At 39.2% G+C, this 18418-nt stretch carries 15 protein-coding genes and 1 pseudogene; 3 read left to right on the forward strand and 13 right to left on the reverse strand.

All coding sequences use genetic code 11. From position 1 onward, the window contains the following. Positions 1–114: 114 nt before the first annotated feature. From ALT761_RS11005 to ALT761_RS11030, 7 genes are all read right to left on the reverse strand, one after another. Positions 115–444, reverse strand: a complete 330-nt coding sequence (locus ALT761_RS11005; protein ID WP_129738661.1) for a hypothetical protein — start codon at positions 442–444, stop codon at positions 115–117. Between the two features lie 512 nt (positions 445–956). Next, on the reverse strand, positions 957–1505 hold the full coding sequence (locus ALT761_RS11010; protein ID WP_232043435.1) for a glycine-rich domain-containing protein: 549 nt from the start codon (positions 1503–1505) through the stop codon (positions 957–959). Between the two features lies 1 nt (position 1506). Beyond that, entirely contained in the window at positions 1507–1647 is a 141-nt protein-coding gene (locus tag ALT761_RS20610) for a hypothetical protein (RefSeq protein WP_172602876.1), read from the reverse strand. 46 nt (positions 1648–1693) lie between these two features. Next, a complete protein-coding gene (locus ALT761_RS11015) occupies positions 1694–1957 on the reverse strand; it encodes a ParE family toxin-like protein (RefSeq protein WP_129738663.1) in 264 nt (87 codons plus the stop codon). A 59-nt stretch (positions 1958–2016) separates the two neighbouring features. Then, positions 2017–2739: a hypothetical protein gene (locus ALT761_RS11020; protein ID WP_129738665.1), complete on the reverse strand. Its 723-nt coding sequence runs from the start codon at positions 2737–2739 to the stop codon at positions 2017–2019. Beyond that, positions 2739–3221: a hypothetical protein gene (locus tag ALT761_RS11025; RefSeq protein ID WP_129738667.1), complete on the reverse strand. Its 483-nt coding sequence runs from the start codon at positions 3219–3221 to the stop codon at positions 2739–2741. The genes ALT761_RS11020 and ALT761_RS11025 overlap by 1 nt, the downstream gene beginning before the upstream one ends. Before the next feature lie 4 nt (positions 3222–3225). Next, on the reverse strand, positions 3226–3933 hold the full coding sequence (locus tag ALT761_RS11030; protein ID WP_129738669.1) for a hypothetical protein: 708 nt from the start codon (positions 3931–3933) through the stop codon (positions 3226–3228). A 287-nt stretch (positions 3934–4220) separates the two neighbouring features. Here ALT761_RS11030 and ALT761_RS20615 point away from each other — a divergent pair, with 287 nt between their 5' ends. After that, positions 4221–4394: a hypothetical protein gene (locus ALT761_RS20615; protein ID WP_172602877.1), complete on the forward strand. Its 174-nt coding sequence runs from the start codon at positions 4221–4223 to the stop codon at positions 4392–4394. Here ALT761_RS20615 and ALT761_RS11035 read toward each other — a convergent pair. The 3 genes and pseudogenes from ALT761_RS11035 to ALT761_RS11045 form a co-directional block, all read right to left on the reverse strand. Continuing rightward, a complete protein-coding gene (locus ALT761_RS11035) occupies positions 4391–5488 on the reverse strand; it encodes a reverse transcriptase family protein (RefSeq protein ID WP_129738671.1) in 1098 nt (365 codons plus the stop codon). The genes ALT761_RS20615 and ALT761_RS11035 overlap by 4 nt on opposite strands. Before the next feature lie 145 nt (positions 5489–5633). Next, on the reverse strand, positions 5634–7895 hold the full coding sequence (locus ALT761_RS11040) for a retron Eco8 family effector endonuclease (RefSeq protein WP_129738673.1): 2262 nt from the start codon (positions 7893–7895) through the stop codon (positions 5634–5636). A 379-nt stretch (positions 7896–8274) separates the two neighbouring features. After that, positions 8275–8538 (reverse strand): annotated as a pseudogene (locus tag ALT761_RS11045) (type I restriction enzyme HsdR N-terminal domain-containing protein); the annotation flags it as partial. Positions 8539–9804: 1266 nt separating this feature from the next. On the opposite strand from ALT761_RS11045, the gene ALT761_RS11055 reads away from it, so the two are divergent. Beyond that, on the forward strand, positions 9805–10779 hold the full coding sequence (locus tag ALT761_RS11055; RefSeq protein ID WP_129738677.1) for a hypothetical protein: 975 nt from the start codon (positions 9805–9807) through the stop codon (positions 10777–10779). A 1062-nt stretch (positions 10780–11841) separates the two neighbouring features. Here ALT761_RS11055 and ALT761_RS11065 read toward each other — a convergent pair. Further along, positions 11842–12876, reverse strand: coding sequence for a hypothetical protein (locus ALT761_RS11065; RefSeq protein WP_129738681.1), 1035 nt, complete (start codon positions 12874–12876; stop codon positions 11842–11844). A 187-nt stretch (positions 12877–13063) separates the two neighbouring features. After that, positions 13064–13465 (reverse strand): hypothetical protein, encoded by a 402-nt coding sequence (locus tag ALT761_RS11070; RefSeq protein WP_129738683.1) that lies wholly within the window; start codon positions 13463–13465, stop codon positions 13064–13066. A 1229-nt stretch (positions 13466–14694) separates the two neighbouring features. On the opposite strand from ALT761_RS11070, the gene ALT761_RS11075 reads away from it, so the two are divergent. After that, positions 14695–15888 carry an MFS transporter gene (locus ALT761_RS11075; protein ID WP_129738685.1) on the forward strand — a complete coding sequence of 398 codons (1194 nt, stop codon included), beginning with the start codon at positions 14695–14697 and terminating at the stop codon, positions 15886–15888. Positions 15889–15977: 89 nt separating this feature from the next. Here ALT761_RS11075 and ALT761_RS11080 read toward each other — a convergent pair whose 3' ends face one another. Beyond that, positions 15978–18293 (reverse strand): CehA/McbA family metallohydrolase, encoded by a 2316-nt coding sequence (locus tag ALT761_RS11080; protein WP_129738687.1) that lies wholly within the window; start codon positions 18291–18293, stop codon positions 15978–15980. Positions 18294–18418 lie beyond the last annotated feature (125 nt).

Here is an 18418-nt window from a genome sequence, read left to right on the forward strand (position 1 = left end):
GGTCAAACCTCTAAGCGATAAACATTCAACTGAAAGCACTGAGTAATTTCAGTGCTTTGCAACCTTCTGTCACTAGCGTTTAGGCTATAAGTTCCGCCAATCAATATGATTTGGCTATATCCATTCATCGTTCAAACTACAAAAGTCATCAGAGATAGAAAAGGTGTCATCAAATGTATTTGACGCTTCAAATACAAAGGTCGGCTCTATAGCTAAATCAAACGGTTCAATGCAGTCGTCAATAATAGCAATCACAGCTTCATCGTCATGATTAAGTGGCCCATCACCGATGATATAGCCACCAATATCCACGCTACTATTTTTTATAAGGGGTAAGCCAGAGCCTGGGTTTAGCTGGGGAGCGCATATTTCTTGATCGCATGGTTCAGGTGATTCTACTGATGTGTCGCAGTGGTCGAATAGTTGGTGGCTAAGTAGTGTCATGTTAATTCCATAAATATTGATTTAGTGACTAGAAATTTACGGAAAATTGTGGCATTTTCAATTTCATTGACTGCATAGTCAGCAACAATGTAATTGCCTCCTAAGCGACAACAAGTTCATATAAAAGTGCTTAGTTTCTTCTGCGATATTTGTGCTATTTCCCCCTTCCCAAAATAAATTCCCTTCTTAAGCTCCCTATTACTTCTGAGGCCAACTCAGAAAATAAGGAAGTTAAAATATGTGAGGTAGTCGACGCCTACTCTACTCGGTGTTGCTTTAGTGACATAATGGGGAAAGCTGCTAGGAGACGTTTTGTTTGCCGTATGGATTATACAACTTATCACGCAGTTTGAAGTCCACAACTCTTATCCATTCGTGGGCTTGAAAGGCTGGGCTTTTATTTTTTTGCTTTATGCTACAGTGTTAATTTGCGAATTTTGGCGAAAAAAATATCCTATTAACGAATATGATTAGAGCACCCTGGGGTGCTCTATTTTTACTGATAAATACTGCTATTTACATGCACCAGGCACACGGCATGCGCATGAGGATGGAGCATGACATGCATGATCATCCCCGCAACGCGCAGCTTTATTACTGTTCGCACCATAAAGCACATCTGTTGGATATTTTCCAAAGTGGTTTTCATACAATGCAATCGTTTCGTCAAAGGCAGTTTGCAATGAGCGTTGGTCATCATCACCGTAGATACCAAAGTACGGGTAATGGTGAATAAAGTAGCCAAATATTGTTTCGCAATCTTTTTGGTACGCCATCGTATCAAGGATATGCTCATGCCAAAACTTGTCTACAAGCTTATTCGGCACTAAAGCAACTTTAGGATAAATCAGCTTCAGGAAAAGAAACTTTTTGTATTCCTCTTCTGCGAAGTCTATCAACTCTTCAGTCCAAGTGGCCTCAGACGATTTAGATAGCTTCCATTTCAACTTATCCAAGTTTAGCGAATTTATTACCACGTGCTGCTCACTATACTTGCCGTCATCAGCCCCTACTTTTTGTGCGAACGCCTTATTTGTAACTTGTGCCATTACAGTATTCATATTATTTACCTCCCTGTTGAATTTGCTTACTACGATTACCGTGTTTCTGGTCATACTGCTTGTTAGTTCCAGGTGTTCCTTTGTTAGGGTTTTTCTGGTTTGCAGAATTGTCCATTGGCTTAATTTTTTTCTTTTGAGACATATCATTGTTTCCTTTTTAAAAGTTTAAAGTGCGATACAAACACGTATCACCTTCGCTTAAGGAAACGTTCTAAGTGCTTTCGTTGAATTAGACTGTCAGGAATGAACTCTTCACGAGCTTTTTTGAATATAAGGCGGTAGTTGCCTAGTTTAAATCGTATCAAGCCTTTCGCTAAGCTCAATTGACATCCGCCAAGTTCGGCATAGTTTTTGCCGGACTTAAGGCCTTCCTCTATCTGTACAGCTTTAGAGATGTACTTACGGCACTCAGCCGATTCGTATTGGTTGAAAAGTTTGCGTAGTGTTGTCATGGCTATCTCCTTTGTTTCGACGATAGCCAGTTTTTATTTGTGCGCCGCACAAACAAGCATCAATTCAACATTTTTTGAAAATACTCCCAGGCTTCGTCTGTTTCTGCCTCAATAGCCTTTATTTTCTTATTCAGCGCCTTCACAACAGGTAGGCGAATGACAGCGTCTTCTTCAAGTTTTCGCAGTATCTCTTTAGCCTTTTCATACTGCTTGTCACCAAAGAAGTGTTCTGCTTCCTCGTATCGCTCCATGTAATCTTCCCAGGGAATAACTTGAGAATACGCTGTTAAAATTGGCGATATGTCAGAAGGGTCATTCTGATTAGAAAAAAACGGGGATGGCAGTTTATCCCTGAACAAATCGAACTCAGATGATTTAAGCGTTGCAATAATTTCATGGATGTTTTCTCTAACTACGCCTAAGCAAAAAAACTCTAAATACTGCTGATTGGCAAGCTCTAACAACTCTTGTTCGTATATTTCAGTCATCCCTGACTTTGCATAGCTTTGCAGAAATGCCTTAGTCTTTTTAGTATCTCCATTTAATAGATACCAGATACACAGAATATTCCTAACAGAGTGTCTTCTACCTTTAAGAATAGGATATTTGTTTTGTGGAATACCGTTTGTTTTTTCGCAAATTATTTTCGGCCTATATAGGTTTGCACCGCTTTTTTTAGCAAATATGGTATTCAATGGAATTCGAATGCTATCTGGTAAGTCTTCTGTTTTCAGACAAATGCGAGCTAACTCAAGGAATGATTGAACTTCTACATTTTCCATCAGTTGTACACCTCGTCACAAAGTAGATCGCGAACATCACTTCGTCCTATTTCCTCCTTTTTACTACTCCTAAGAATATCAACAGCTTTCTCACCTTTAACGCAGCGGTAAACTATGCGGTTACTTGAGCGATACCTGTAGTCGTTTACTCTTTCTTTATTGTAGTGTTCATAGATGTAGTCGATCGTTCCCTTACATTGCCCTAACAGAATTGACTCTAGCTTAGACAGGGAAAGTATCCCTAAAAAATTCCGCCTATTTTCGTCTACCTCGTTACAAGATCGCACAAGGTCAAGACTTTTGTGATTTTTAAGTGCTGCGATTGCTAAGCACTCTCCCAGCTGCATAAATTCTTTCTTGTTAAAAAGTACAAAGGTAGCCTTTGACACTTCACTTAGGTGGGCACAGTTGGAAGGTAAACGTTCTTTCGCAAAAGATTGTGAAGAGAAAACTAAAATGGCTAAGATAATGAGATACTTCATCGGTTTACTCCTTCCCAAAATGCTTAAACGCTTTCACAAATATAAGCGTTGTTACTATCCATGAAAAAAACGTGAGAGAATCTGCTATCACTCCGTTTCCTAACCTGTCGAAAGCGCCTAATATTGTTTCGTTTGGGTGGTCTAAACCTATTATGAATAAAGCGAGTGCTAAAAAGTAAATTGAGAATTTTACTAAATTTATAACGATGCGGTTGAATCCGTTCGCCGCTAGCGCCAATTTATATCTGACGTCATAGTGAGTAATCTTCACAGATATAAGTTTCTTTAGCTTAAAGACTGTTAGCGCTGCGAGGGTTACCATGAATAGCTTGTCTATCGTTGTTAAATCAGATGTGTTACCCACCCCATCTAGATGTTCAAGCTCTGAAAATATAATAACCGCGAAGTAATAGGCGATTAAGTATAACGAGACCAGCAACGAAATCAGGTGCAGAAAAGATTGATAATAAGGTATCGCGCTTCCTTTAAATTGATAGATACCTTCGGGGTCAAATAACCTTATTTTTTTTCTGGCTTTCTGAATGAATTTAGATTCTAAATCGCTGACGTCTAAGCTTTTAAGTGGCTGCCCGTTTTGGTTTTGTGAAGTCTTGGCTTCGTTGTTATCTGTTCTCGATTCAGGCGTTTCTGGTTTATCATTAGCAAAACTAGGCTGAGAGTCGTAATCCATTACCATACTGCGTTTCTCCATTTGCAACGTGTTTTCTAGCTTTTGTATCGCAACGTTGATTACTAAAGTGAGAATAAGCTTTTCTGAAAGGATGAAAGCTTACACTCAATGAGAAATTGCTCCTAACACGGCGCTAAGAGCCTATTTTTATAATAATTAAATTTGAAAGATTCCGAAAGACTGGGGTAATCTTACTAGCCCCTTTTTATATCCTCCAGATCTCAGGAAGTTAAAAAACAAGGCCTATTGAGAATTTTTTTAGCTACAGTTAAAAGCGGCATTTAAACGCCAATGAGGCTTCGTTACTAATGAGTGTTGAGATTGTAGATTCATTGGCCTGTGGCGTTGTTGGCAGTGTTTTTTTACTTAACATTACTCTTAACAACTTAACTTTTGACTCATATTTAACCCAAGACTGTGAAGCTAAAAAATTGCTCACACATGATATAAAATATCGATTGGCTAAAAACTATGCCGCCTAAGATTTATGAAGCTTGCTGTATTCTTTCTCTAGCTTGATCAATAGCTCACTATAACGCTCCATAGAAACGGAAGAGCTAATGTTATTTAGCATAAGAAATTTGATGAAAGCAATTAAATACGACCTGTAACCACCTATTTTATTTAATAGTTGGTCTTTACAATAAGCATCTTTGAACTCTTGTTCAGTGTTTGGTATGGGAAAATTAACTTTATCAATCTCCAAACTGAAAACAGATTTCAAGACCTCAGAATTGCTTTTTCCGTTCCCCAACTCATAAATGAGTTTATCTAACAACTTCAATTTCTTATGTGACAAGCGTATATCACCAGAAGGGAAATCACTTCTAGCCCCTTCGATAACATATCCATTGAGTGATAGAACGTGCTTTTTATAAATACTTTTTCGTTTGTTTAATTCAAAACCATGTTTCAGTAAAAGTTGGGAAATAAAGTCTAAAAAACTTCTACTATGAATATAACTACTTGAAGCCAAGGAAGAAAAAAGCATATCATCTGCATAGCGTGAGTATTCAATTCCATGAATGGAACAGTGCTTTTGGATAATAATATCTAATTTTCGATAAATTATATTCGAAATCGCTGGAGACGTCACAAATCCCATTGGCAAAACTGATTCCCCAGCAAATTTTCTATTAGCGCTGTGGGAAGGAATTGTAAAAGTTACAAGATCAACAAAACAATTCAATAGGAGCTTTTCACCTGTATCATCGACAACCAATTCATCTTCTATGTAATGACTGAAAGTCTCAACAATCGATGGCTTAGTAATTGAAGGAAAAAAGCTTTTAATATCTAATCTAAGGAAATTGTAGTTATATCTATGTGGTTCCAAAAAGTCAAAATATGAAGTGTGCTTACGAAATGCCTTTGCGGCATTATTTAACGGTATTTTATATAAGAACCTTTGATTCAACTCTTGTTGATATAATTTTTCTCGTGATCTATCCCCTAGGGCATAGACAAATTTTCTACCAATTTTAAAACTGCTGACTTGATCTTCAACAAAAGGATTTAATACCTGCTCCTCAATATTCAAAATATCGAAAAATAATTTCTTGTCTAACTTTTTCATTTAATAGTTTCTTTTGATACTAAAAACATCTTTTCACGCTCGTGGACTAAAAGTTACGTGTCGGTGAGACCAGGCTCAGAGTTGGTAATTAAGAGCTCGGAGCGTCAGGGCACTCACTGATGTAAACATCAGTCTCTATACTCTATCAAAAAGAAACTCTTTTGATGATATCATCAAGCTCTGGAAAAACAACCGCGAATTGACCATAGAACCTTTTGCTATCACCGTTAGTTTCCAAATCAATTTCATCAATGCAATAATCAATAAAGCTCGTTGCCCACCCACTCGTCTTACTCGTGTCAAAAGTAAAATTCTTTAAATAATCAGTTCTTACTTTTTCAACAAAGTCTCTTACGTCTTCCGAGACTACCCTATCATACGAATCTGAAGTGAGTTTCTGGTAAGTATTAGTCTTCCCGCCAAAAACCAATCTAAAAGCAGCAACAAGATCATGACTCGGCAACTCAAACTCCTTTACCTCATCTCTTATCAGCTTTAAATACGCAATTTTAATTCGCTGTGAAAACCTTTTTAAGTCCTTGGAAAGAACAACATCTTTATCACAAAATGAAAACAAAGCTTTAAAGGCTATTTTGACATCACCATGACTTGAAAATCCACGTTTAACACCTTTAACCTTTTTATGTATATCTTTTCCAGGCGAAACATTAAAACCTAACATAAACTCTCTAAAAATCCATTTAACGAAATAGGGAATGCTCCTGTAATTTATTAGAACACCTTCAATTGTGGTGTAGTTAAATCTAACATTACGATTTTTAAAAACATTACGATTTGCGTAATTTACAAAATACTCTAATTTAAATAAGCTAAAATCCGTTCCGCTACTGGTAATTTTTTTGGGAGAATCTACAGCAGAAAAAACTTCTTTTATTGCTTTCGAAATGTAAAAGTTTTTTGAACCATAGAAAGAGAATTTTAGAGATTTTTCTGCATTCGACAAGTTCACTTTTTTATTGGACAAACTTAATTTTAAAAGCGGCAAGCTTTCAACATTCACATTTACTAAGAAATCCGAATCATAAAGTATTAAAAAAGGGACTGGAAGATTACTTTTAGTTGGGTCTAACGCGTTGAGGTGGACATCATTTGCATTATATACATCTATATCTCTCAACTTATCAAATTTAGACGCCAACTTTAGATTACCAAATATTTCCAATTCAGTCTCACCTTCTACGAAAAGGATGAATTTGCTAAAAAACAATCTAGCTTCATTGTCACTAAAAATATTTAAAAACCTGGAGTCATCGTAGTGTGATTTAATTTTACGAATCTGTGTAGAATTATTTATATACTTCTTAAAATGAAGAACTTGATGCTCTTCATCTCCTTTAAAAAGTTTAACAACAGTCTTTATAATGTTAGGAGAATGTGTTGAAAATATTATTCTGGGATAAGGCGTCGCATATCGCCCTACTTCACGCTCACTCTTAGTTTTTTGAAAAGACTTATATATAGTATGAAGTCGATGAATTAACAGCTCATTCTTTTTGGGGTGAAGACCAATTTCAGGTTCATCAACGAAAACGGTTGGTGTGATAAATTCTCGTCGAGTCAGAGCAATCATCAAGTTTAGATATAGCTCTAAAAACTTATGTGAATTTGTCCCATCTGATTGTCGAGCTAAATCTTCGCCTTCTATGTTGAAAGTATGACCTTTCAATCCTACTTTTACATAATTAAGCACTTTTTCCTGATATTGGTAAGCAGACGTAGTTGTTATATCATTAACTTTATCAACATAGTCTTTATACGCTCCACTCTTTTTCGAGACTCGTTCATCAATAAAATCAACTAGGTCATCAATCTCTAATGTATTCATGTTGAGAAACTTTAGTTGACTAATAGTTTCCCAAATCTTACTCCAGTCATAAAGATTAATATGTCTTGTATCAATTGAAAAAAAAGGATAAACCCTGTTTATAATTTCGAGAACTTTATTATTCTTTGTTGACCAATATATAGAATTGTCTTTTCTTACTGAGAGCGTTAAAACGTAACTAGAGTTTTTACGACTTTGCTGCTTCGAATATTCAGTGAAAGCAGCTAATCCAGTCAAGTTATGCTTTAACGAGAATAAAGTATTGAAAATGTGGCGAAAGTAAGGGTTACTTAGATCTTTTCTTTTTGACGTTACAATTTTTTTGAGTCGGGTTGTGTCATATTCAATGGAAATAGTACCAATTGCAGAGTAATTTGAAAACAAAGAGGGCGCTACAACTTTTTCATGTCGCAGACAAGAGTAAAAGTAATTCAATAATACAAGAAGGTTAGATTTTCCTGCATTATTTTGACCAACAATACAATTTACATCCTTAAAATCAGGTATATATATATCTTCGAAAGAGAGTAGATTTTTTATTCTTATTGACTTAATACTCATTAAGTGTGTTTACCTATAATTTTATTCTTAATATGATTTATACCAAGTATCTGAACAGTCAACTTTTAGCATAAGAATTAAAAAAATGTTAAAATATCAAAAACTTGTGGTTAAAAGTGAATCCGTAATTTTTTCTGTAGTTTAAAGCACTTTCAATTTATTAATCATAGAGTCACAAAACATCATCAGTCTATCTATCTTTTCAACAATTTTTATCTACTCTGATATAGGAGGGATAGGAATATACTTTTCACCAACATCTTCAAGGCGAAAGCTGTTCTTAATTCCTCGACGTGGAGGATCGAACTGCTACTTGGCAAGTGGTGTTCTTATTAACTCTGCAAAAAATCTGTTTTGGCATTCAGGCATAAAACGCAACATTGCTGGCAAAAATGAAGGGCACATCGAGTAATTTCGCGTAATAGATCCCTTGTTGCATCCCCTTACCGATTTCATTCTTATTGGCTTTAGCTTCTATAACGGCAAGGGGCATTGAGGGTTTGTGATAAAGCACGATATCAGCGGATTTTACTTTTTTACGTGCAGCGACCATACCGCGAACGACAACTTTACCATCACGCAGTTTTACTTCCTGCCGGATTTGGGTCATAACATCCCAACCAGCCTGCTTTACAGCGGGCATGATGTACTTAGATATGATGTCTATTTCTGATAGCGCTTTTTGTTCACTGAACACATACGTACTCCGTATACAGTTCACGTGAAGGCCCAATGACAGTGCTCTAATTGAGAACTGGGTTGAATCCCTTCAACGTGACGAGATAGTCCTTTTGTGCGATGCTCGCGTATATTCGCCTCTTATTAGACAAAAGTATCAGAACACCGCCTTATTGTCACTTATACGTCCGACAAAACTCACTTGCGCGGACATCTAACCACAAAATAAACTCATGATTAAAGTGTAATAATCACTCGATTTTAAACTTTTATCAAAAGCAGAATCACTCTAGAAGTCAGCGGTTAAAGAAAAAGCATTGCTGCAATCTTAAAAATTCTCCTTGTTTGGCCCTTTTTATGGCCGAAGACATAAAAGGAGAAATACATGAAATGTAAGCGGCAATTTTTTATTGCATTGTTTGACGTGCTTAGCTCACAGCTGATGACAATAGGAGACATTCTGTTTGTGATTTTTGTTGTGCAACTAATAACTCGATTCGAAGTTGCAGAGAGCTATCCGTTTATCGGAATAAGAGGCTATATGCTAATTTTGCTTATCTATTTAACATCACTTGCTTGTCTCTTACAAAGTACAAGGCTGCGAAAAAAATAGAATGATCTTGGAGCACCCGCTGGGTGCTCTTTTTTCTTCTAATTATTTACCTATTAACATCCGCAACTTGCTTTTCGCTCTCATCGAAGATGCAAACAACGTAATCGGTACGATTATGTAATAAAGCTTGAGCAAAGCTCAATAACTACTGCGTAGTGAACAGTTATGTGAAACATATTTGGTCACGAAGCCGGAGTCAGCATCGCAGATTAAGGCCAATTTTAGTTTGCCTCAGCAAACCAGGGTGAAGTTGCGTAGCAACATATCCCTGCCTGAGCACCTGCGGTGCGAATGTAGCGAGGCGTATCCGAGTAACACTTTTTCCCGACGCTACACTAGGGTAAAAATGGCCTTAATCAGCGGTAGCTGACTCCGAGTAAAACTTCTGTCGCAGTCACAACGTGACAAGTAGCAGAGCAGCGACGAGTCGCGTCAGCTCTGCTTTGCAGAAGATTTACTCCTACGAAGTAGACAACATTTTAAGAATAAGAAATGTTGTAGCTAAGCAGTATGCTTAGCAAAGCGAAGCTTAAGCATAATGCAAGGCATTGTGCGCTCATTCGAAGATTCTCCCGAGCTTGGTTCTATGTAGTTATGATTTAAAAACAGGAGAATGAAATGAACTACATAGACCGTGCAATCGAGTCTTCTATACGCAACCTACACATCACCAATAAAAGTGACCCAGCGTCAATCGGCATACAGCGAGAGAATGCCACAATAGCGATAACAGGAATATTTGGAGTTACCTGCAAAACCGTAATTCAGCGTCATCTAGAGCTATCTAGAGAAGCTGTAAATAAACTTGTAAATCGACTCAAAAAGAAGCAAATCGTAGCTATACACCCTACTTTTGCTAACCAAGACAGGAACTTCATAGTTCTAACCAACCAAGGTATTCGGGAAGCGGAATTTTTGCTCAACAGAGAACTACACCTGCGCTCAGATGTTAGCAGAGTGAACGAACGAAATTTGCTTCATGACCTCTCGGTACAGATTGTTATTCTCGACTTGGTGAAGGCTAACAAAATTACGGGATTTGCTTCTGAGCGCGATATTGCTATTCAGTTAGAGAATAGAGCAAATGACCCTCGACTGGTTGATGCTCTGGTTGTCGATGCAAATACTGGCTGTCGTATCGCTATTGAGATGGAAGCATCTAATGCCAAGAACAAATCTAATGGCGACCTTCGCGCAAAAATACTTAGTAAATATCTACAGGAATTTGAAAGTGACGACGGGCTATATGAATTTGTCTACATGTATAGTCACCCCCAGCGATTTCTTACTCAGATTGAGAAGGCCCACGCTCGTCTATTCGCAAATACCCGTTCTTCTTTCACTGAAAGTCAGCAAGCGACACTAACGAGCCAAATCAAATTTCAGCACAATCAATGTGATGTCATATACGAATTAATGTTTAACAGTAAAAGACCGTTAGGAGATGACAAGTCACAGTCTATTTCCAGAGAAGCGTTTTTCACAGAACTCGCCAAACTGGAAGCGCTTGCACAGAGTAGCAAAGACAGAATAGTGGAAATAAGGTTAGAAGGCTTTCGTGACGGTGGAAGAGTTTTAGGGTTACTAGATTAATTTTAGACTTGACCTCAGGGAGCGATACGCTCCCTTTTTTTTTTTTATGGCTTACGATAGCTTCAAGAATTATTGAATATCGTGTTGATAGACAAAGCATCTTTAACGTACATACCTCTATGTACGTCGAGCCAGCAGAGGATTGCACTGTCGAGGTTTACTGTGCTATCAGTAGTGCTCCCACCCGAGTTCATGAGACTCAAGCAGATTGAGTTTATGAAAGATTGCGGCTCAGCTATTACTACATAGCCCCCGATTACGAAAATTTTCAGCATAATTTACATGACAATGGAAATTTCGATTGAAGTAAACTGAATATAGTTACTGATTAATGTGAGCGCGACGCATTAGTCTGGTAACAGGTTTGACGGTACGCCATTAACTCCCCCTTCATACAGCAGGAGACTAAATATGACTTAGACCCATCTGGTAGATTGGCGTTGGCTCTTGCCTTAAATTAGTGGGCTAGACGATGCGGAGGCGTCTTACAACCTCGGCATATAGATAAAGTGTTTGCTTTATCCTCTAAGGCGTACCGTCCTTTTTAATATGTATTTTGCTTGTATCGACTCACTTCGATGTATTCCCGCGCCCTCTTGAATAGTCGAACGTCTGTTAAGTCAGCATCTCTTTTTTTACACTGAAACTGATGTCTTGCTTTACGGAAGGCAGCCATTGCGCAGATTAAAGTAAAAATATCACTTTCATCTAGCAGAATTCTCATGAGCAGAACTTAGTTAATCATAGGACTAACTGAGGAATTTATTATGAGACCTAACTACGAAAGCGTTTTCGACGCTTGCATTAAACTCTCTGGAAAATGGATATCACTTGCTAATTCAGTAAGCTATGACGCAATTATTAATACACTTTGGAACACACTGTTTCTATTGCTAGATTATCCCGACCTCATTGCTTTTGAGACACTGTCATACAGGTTATTTTTGATTTCGTTTGGATGCGTGGGTATAGGGGTTATTTTTTCACTAGCTGCGTATTTTTGTATGAGAACATTGGAGAGTGAATAATATTGAGCACCCCGCGAGGGGTGCTTTTTTAATACTAACTTTCAGCTTCTATGTCAGCTTTTAAAACGCAAGGTCGCTTCCAAACAATTGGCTTTGTTGCTAGCGCCGTGATAACACCGTTATTGAATGACTGTCCACCACCAATTGGATTATAAATACCAATCACACGAGGTGTGATTACCATAGATTCGTCCATTAATAGGGCTTTTATAGAACCAATCGCAAGAATTGCGTTTTGGATGGTTGTTCGGTCTAATTCACTAGGAAGCGGGAGGTTAGATGAGACTAGAGGCCCAGTTGCTCCCAAGGTTTGAACAACCAATGTCCCAGAAATATTGCCAGCTCTTGCCTCTGCCGCAATCTCAGGAAGCCCCGACAAATCAACTTCACCATTAGTCACAGTAACTGTAGCAGTAAGCCTTAGTCCTACACCTACGTATACTGGCAGCGAAATAGGTTCAAAATCGGCTTTTGAACGAAGTTCAGTTACTGCTTTAGTGTTTGCTTCATTAAAGTAAGAAGAAAAAATTTCACTTTCCGGATTGGGCAAAATTTTATAGTTTGAAACATAACCTGGAGGTAGTGGCTCTAATAGTGGAACTATTTCTCCTTTTCTGTCTTCTTCCCATTTATAATCAAACAATCCAAATCTACCTTTTCGGGCAACTTGACCGACAATTTCTCTTCTAGCGAGAAAACTACCCTCAACTGTGTCTGTATTCATATAATCTATAACTACTTGATAGGTGTTGCCTTCATATCCAATAGTAGTTGAACCAAAACTCAATCCGCCTGACGAAGTAAATTCTCCCACTGCCAATCTAACGGTTTGATCTGGAAACGATATTTTTAAATCTTGGATCTTAGCTTTAACGCTATCACCCAGAAAGGCTGGGTAAGAGTCGCTTGAACAGTGGTCTTGGTAGGCGACCTGCACAGGTAGGGGGTCAAACGGTATGTAGCTGAAAGAAGTCTTGTTTTCAGCAAGAGTAATCGGCACGCTCATGTTAACGCAGCCATACAGTGTGATGCTTACGAATAATAGGACAGCAGATATGTAGTGTTTCATTTCAAACTCCCTTTTGAATATTTTGGATAAAATACATTAGATTAAAATTCAATCAATAATAGATCAAATTTTAATCAGTTTATATTTTTTTTTATCAGAATTGCGAAGAACTACTCATTACTGAACAAATTAAAGTCGAATCTATGTGTATAGTGAAGTTGGTTAAAAAAGGGCTGCAAAGCAGCCCTTAAAGTAAGTCGATCCGCTCACTCCACTCATCAATTGCTTCCAACGAAAAATAACGTTTTTTCGATACGCCAAATACGTTTTCAAACTCAAAATCATCGACTTCTTTAGAATTGATGAATTCAGAGATTTGTAATTCAAAGAACAGAAACAACAAGCATCTTTCCGAAGGAATAAAGTATTTCTTTCTCAGTTCCTCTGGAAGCTGCTGTACTAGCCCATCTGATAGTACAAAGCCGTTAGTAATAAACTTCTCATCTTTGTGTTCATAGATATAGTCGAGTGTCTCAGGATTAAAATGCCAGCAAACTCGAAACTTATCAGGCCACTCCGTTCTTGTAGTGCGTTTAAATTGATGAATAAATGTGATTTGCAGATCACGTTTTGGTGTCTTTTTAGTCATAGTTAAGTCCAATTAGTAAACCTCATAACTAACTAGGCTTACATCTGGAGCATTATGGTAATATGACTCACAGAACAGACATGGAGCGTAAACATGGATTGGAAATTCTTCGCAGTGTTCTTCGGATTGTATTTGGTATACGAGTCATGCAGAGTTCTTTACGAATGTTGGAGAGATAAAATGACTTTTAGCCAGTGGTGGAATGCGCCTTTGAAAAAAGAGAAGCCAACCAATTTTGAGGCATAATATTTGAGCCTAGCAGAAATTAAAAAACACAAATACTGCACAGACTTCCCTACAGGCCAATAAAATAGCGACTAAGACGCGGGTTCAAATCCCGCCAGCTCCACCAATTCAACATTTAAAGACGTCCTAGGGCGTCTTTTTTTGTGTCCGTACCAACGTAAAATCAATAACTTAGCGTATTTTAACGTTCAATAGCTTCCCTTAGCTTCTTTGATCTTTAGGTACACCATTGGGTACACAACGCAAACTAGAGGAAATTGGTGTACCCATTATGGCAAAGGTTACCACACGGCTATCTGATTGCGCTCTTTAGTCTTTGGCAGATAAAAGCCCCTAGCTTGTTCAATGGGGATTTGGTGGAATTCGTAGAGTAAGATCTCTTGCCCCCCACCAAATGAATGTATGTTCCCGAAAAAGGTATTACGTTTCTGTCCTTTTGGGCTTTAGTTTCCACGGGCAAATTCTTCGCCCTCGTTGCCGTTGCCCCATTATTGACCGTAGATAGCCACGAGGGAGAAGGTAAGTGTGACATCAGATGACGTTATTCCTTTAAATTCGTAAAAAAACTTAGTAGCAGAAAAAGTAACTGACTTTTTATTGTTTTACCAACATTACTAGCAAAGAGATTTCATCAAGTACTTATGTAAGAAGTACCATGTAAGAAGTGCAGATAGATATTGGAACATTTGCACTTGACCGACAAAACTAAGCTATCTGTGGCGCTAGCAATAGAATTATAATGTTTCATTAGCGTATAATGGTCTTACAATAAGAAGTCACTATTCAATGTAGCTGCCTGATTTTGTTTAGTTCACTAGGCCTACAAAGATTCAAAAAATCCCTACTACACCAAATTTATATTAAGTTGCCATATCGAACGTTAACGTAAATACGTTAACTGCTTTCTATCGCGCAATTTCTTACAACGTATTTGTGATTGCTGAGGCTTACGTTATTCCTCACCATCAAATTTTAAGGTATTTATGTCTGCATCATCTTCAAACCCAAGCGCCGTAGTTTGGCCTATCTTCGTAATGGCGCTGGGCACATTCGTTTTAGGGCTTACAGAGTTTTCATCTATGTCGATGTTACCTCTTATCGCCGAAACTTATGCTGTCACGCCATCAATGGCCGGTAATGTAATAAGCGGCTATGCCATTGGTGTGGTCATTGGCGCGCCGTCGTTTATGTTACTTACTAACAAGACCAACAGACGCACTTCTCTGATCATCTTTGCAGCGATGATGTGTATAGCTAACGGCTTAAGTGCTATCGCCTCTAGCTTGCCAGAGTTGGTGTTTTATCGTGTATTGTCTGGTTTGCCCCACGGCGCTTATTTTGGTACCGCGTTATTAATTGCCGCTAGTATGGCCCCTACTGGAAAACGGGCCAGCTATATGTCGATGGTATTTGCTGGGTTAACTATCGCCACTATTGTCGGTGTTCCCATGGCAACTCTGATAGGGCAAAATATGAGTTGGCGAGTGTGTATGGCGCTAGTCGCAGCCCTTGCGTTCATCACCATCGCACTTATTTATATGTTCGTGCCTAGCAGCCCAGTCACCACGCCAACGAACTTACGGGAAGAGTTTGGCGTGCTTAAGAACAAACTCGTATGGTCAATTTCAGGCATCATCTTTGTTGGCTTTGGGGGTGTGTTTTGTATTTATACCTATCTTGCCGATACCATATTAAACGTGACGAACTCGCCAGAGGTGACCATTTCGGTTGCCATGATGATGTTTGGTATTGGTACCACTATCGGTAATTGGTTCATTAGTAAACTGGCTGACAAATCTCCTCTTCGCACCACAGGTATTGCGTTGCTATGCAGTGTTGGTGTGTCTGTTATATATGTGTTTGCGGCAAGTAATATTTGGTGGCTTTACCTTACGGTATTTCTGCTTGGTGCTAGTGTTGGTTTAGCCGCCGTTATTCAGTCGATGTTGTTAGATGTTTCACCCACGGGGCATGCAATGATAGGTGCGCTTGTGCAGTGCGCATTTAATACGGCAAATGCTATTGGCCCAATGCTGGGCGGCGCAATATTGGCCTCGGGCGCTAGTTTCAATGAAACTGGCTACGTGTCGGCTATGCTTTTCTTTGGTGGGTTTATCATGTGGGCGCTTAGTTATCTGCAACTGCGTAATCGCAATCCTGCCCCTGCTACAAGTTGAACCACTAGTTAAAAATAAAGGGGTAAGAGTACATTTCATCTTATTAATGCACTCTTACCCCATTTGTTATACCCCACTTTCAATACCAACTAAAACTGGCTCTCATTAACCAACTCAAGCCAAATAGGATTGGTATAGGCTTTACGGCCTTCAATATCTTCTACGACCAAAGCAACCCAGCCCGAAACTTGTGGAACTTCAAAGTTAACGGAGTCGTGATCCCCAGTAAGCGTTTTATCTTCAAGCACTACGCTGTTCGCGGCGCTTTGATTATTGGTAGCAGAGGCTGCGCTATCACTACCAATCAACTGCACCGACTTAAGGCCATTTACCGCCACCAAATCGAAACTTATTGTTTGTGGTTGTGCCTTTGCTAGCTTCATTGTATCGCCAAACATTACATTTTCAGGGTAAATCACAGGGCCAAAAGATACGTATGAATGGCCATCCTTTGCAGCCTGTGCAAAGGCCTTAGCTGTCGGTTTACTGCCGGTATACACAAACAACCGATTTAAACCACTGGTTTGGTTTAACACATCGTGAGTGTCTGATCCTGCGGTAAAATAGTAGGGTAACCCTTCATTCCAAAACTGATGCGCTTTATTAATAGTTGGCTCGTTATTCACCACGGCATTTAACTCAAATAAATCTATGCTAGGGTTAAAGCCGCCCGGCGCTGTGCCTTTATCTAAACTGCTTAAATAGCCATAAGGTATGTAGGGGTGATTTGACGCAATAACAGTAGCCCCCATACGCCGCACATCTTCAATAATGCTGTGTATATCATCTACACCTGGGTCGACCGTTAATTGCGCCCCGCTATCGATAGGAAATGCGTTGAAATGCCCCCAAGACGGTGACACTTCAATAGACGGTATAAAGGGTACATTGCGTGCATCGGCCAGAGTTTGAATGGTGTCGTTGTTTTTAGTGGAATCATGATCACTTACAAATAACACGTTTAGCCCAGCAGCTAGTTGAGAACGCACCAGATTTATAGGGTTTGTTGACCCTTCTAATACATCGGCATGATGGTGCAGGTCGCCTGCGTACCAACCGTATTTCGTAGGGTACGTTTTTACATCAATAACACTTGCTAAAGTCGTGGTTTCATTTGCGTTAACGCTTGCCGAAATCAAAGTACTTTTGGCGTTAAAGCCCGCGCCATGTGAAACGCTTAATTCGTATTCCCCTGGTGCCAAACCAAATACGGCGTTGCCAATATTATCAAGGTCGGTGAAGAAGGCTCGTGCCCCTAAATATTCGATGAGTGGTTGATTGCCCTGCTCTATTTTAATTTTTGCATCTATGGGCTGCTGACTTTTTGCGTCGGTAATATTAAGGCTTATTTTACCCGGGGCGCGTAGCGCATCGAATGAGAGTTTCTGAGTCACGTTCTCTTCAACGGTAATCAGTCGCGTTTTACTGTCTGAATGTTGTTTGCCCGTAGCGTAAACTTCGTAGTCGCCTACCGGCAGCGTGAAATCCACATTCTTGCCGTTCCCCATGGCCCACATATAAGGCACACCATTTTGCGACACTACAATGGCGGCTTGTTCAACGGCTTGCCCTTCCTGTGTACTTACGTGCGCCTCTATTGTTCCACTTTTAAGCGCCTTTCGCTTTATTTCGGCACTCACAACGGGCGCTAAGTTACCACGGGGCAATACCTGATAATCACCCGAAAAAGTCATACTTTGTGAAGGACTAAGTGTATGTGCCGCGTATAAATCACGCGACTGATTTTTAGTTTCACGCATATAAGGGGCGTGCAATGCAACCGCCCATTCTTCGTCATAACCCACGAAACGGTCTGATAACCATACATTTTCAGATGATTTTTCGGTAGTGTGGCTACGAGGAACAGCAAATTTGTATCCGGAATCTGGCCATAAGGTGTAGCCTGAAAGCGCGTCAATATCGCTATCACCTTTATTGGTCATTGTGGTTTCAACATGAATAAGATCTGAGCCCTCAGAAAGGCTGTACGTTGTGCTTATTTCAGTTTCGCCAAAGTCTCTTTTAATATTCACGACCGCTTCTTGAGCAGTATCTTTAAGAATATCTATTTTAGTGTAGGTATTAGGCCAGCTTGACCAATTATTTGGGATGAAATCGGCAAACGCAACGCGGTCGTTACTAAGCGTGCCATCCTCTTTCACATTGGCAATGTCAACTATACAGCCTCTTGCTACGCCCCACGGCGGCGCTGAATCTACTGCAATAGCGAATGCGAGTTGATCGTTTTGAATGGTTAAATCTTCGTTGGAAATAGCATTCCCATGTGGAATAGCCGTTTTCCCTTTTGTGATACTAACCGAGGCATGACTTGCATGTGATAAAAGACTCCCCGATACCAGTAATGAAATACCCAATAATGCAGGACTTAGCGTCGAAAACTTCATGAAAACACCTTATGTGGTAATACAAGTCGTTTGAGTGAATGGCGCATGAAAAAGACAGCAATAGCGCGTTAGTACGTAAACCATGCGAAAATATTTAAGAATAAAGCCGCAGCCAGTAAGCCTGG

The organism is Alteromonas sp. 76-1, from assembly GCF_900654235.1.
Taxonomy (GTDB): Bacteria; Pseudomonadota; Gammaproteobacteria; order Enterobacterales; family Alteromonadaceae; genus Alteromonas; species Alteromonas naphthalenivorans.

What these genes read in the sequence shown, in the direction of transcription:
- ALT761_RS11005 (WP_129738661.1), bottom strand. Translation starts at nt 444, where the DNA reads ATGACACTACTTAGCCACCAACTATTCGACCACTGCGACACATCAGTA.
- ALT761_RS11010 (WP_232043435.1), bottom strand. Translation starts at nt 1,505, where the DNA reads ATGAATACTGTAATGGCACAAGTTACAAATAAGGCGTTCGCACAAAAA.
- ALT761_RS20610 (WP_172602876.1), bottom strand. Translation starts at nt 1,647, where the DNA reads ATGTCTCAAAAGAAAAAAATTAAGCCAATGGACAATTCTGCAAACCAG.
- ALT761_RS11015 (WP_129738663.1), bottom strand. Translation starts at nt 1,957, where the DNA reads ATGACAACACTACGCAAACTTTTCAACCAATACGAATCGGCTGAGTGC.
- ALT761_RS11020 (WP_129738665.1), bottom strand. Translation starts at nt 2,739, where the DNA reads ATGGAAAATGTAGAAGTTCAATCATTCCTTGAGTTAGCTCGCATTTGT.
- ALT761_RS11025 (WP_129738667.1), bottom strand. Translation starts at nt 3,221, where the DNA reads ATGAAGTATCTCATTATCTTAGCCATTTTAGTTTTCTCTTCACAATCT.
- ALT761_RS11030 (WP_129738669.1), bottom strand. Translation starts at nt 3,933, where the DNA reads ATGGAGAAACGCAGTATGGTAATGGATTACGACTCTCAGCCTAGTTTT.
- ALT761_RS20615 (WP_172602877.1), top strand. Translation starts at nt 4,221, where the DNA reads ATGAGTGTTGAGATTGTAGATTCATTGGCCTGTGGCGTTGTTGGCAGT.
- ALT761_RS11035 (WP_129738671.1), bottom strand. Translation starts at nt 5,488, where the DNA reads ATGAAAAAGTTAGACAAGAAATTATTTTTCGATATTTTGAATATTGAG.
- ALT761_RS11040 (WP_129738673.1), bottom strand. Translation starts at nt 7,895, where the DNA reads ATGAGTATTAAGTCAATAAGAATAAAAAATCTACTCTCTTTCGAAGAT.
- ALT761_RS11055 (WP_129738677.1), top strand. Translation starts at nt 9,805, where the DNA reads ATGAACTACATAGACCGTGCAATCGAGTCTTCTATACGCAACCTACAC.
- ALT761_RS11065 (WP_129738681.1), bottom strand. Translation starts at nt 12,876, where the DNA reads ATGAAACACTACATATCTGCTGTCCTATTATTCGTAAGCATCACACTG.
- ALT761_RS11070 (WP_129738683.1), bottom strand. Translation starts at nt 13,465, where the DNA reads ATGACTAAAAAGACACCAAAACGTGATCTGCAAATCACATTTATTCAT.
- ALT761_RS11075 (WP_129738685.1), top strand. Translation starts at nt 14,695, where the DNA reads ATGTCTGCATCATCTTCAAACCCAAGCGCCGTAGTTTGGCCTATCTTC.
- ALT761_RS11080 (WP_129738687.1), bottom strand. Translation starts at nt 18,293, where the DNA reads ATGAAGTTTTCGACGCTAAGTCCTGCATTATTGGGTATTTCATTACTG.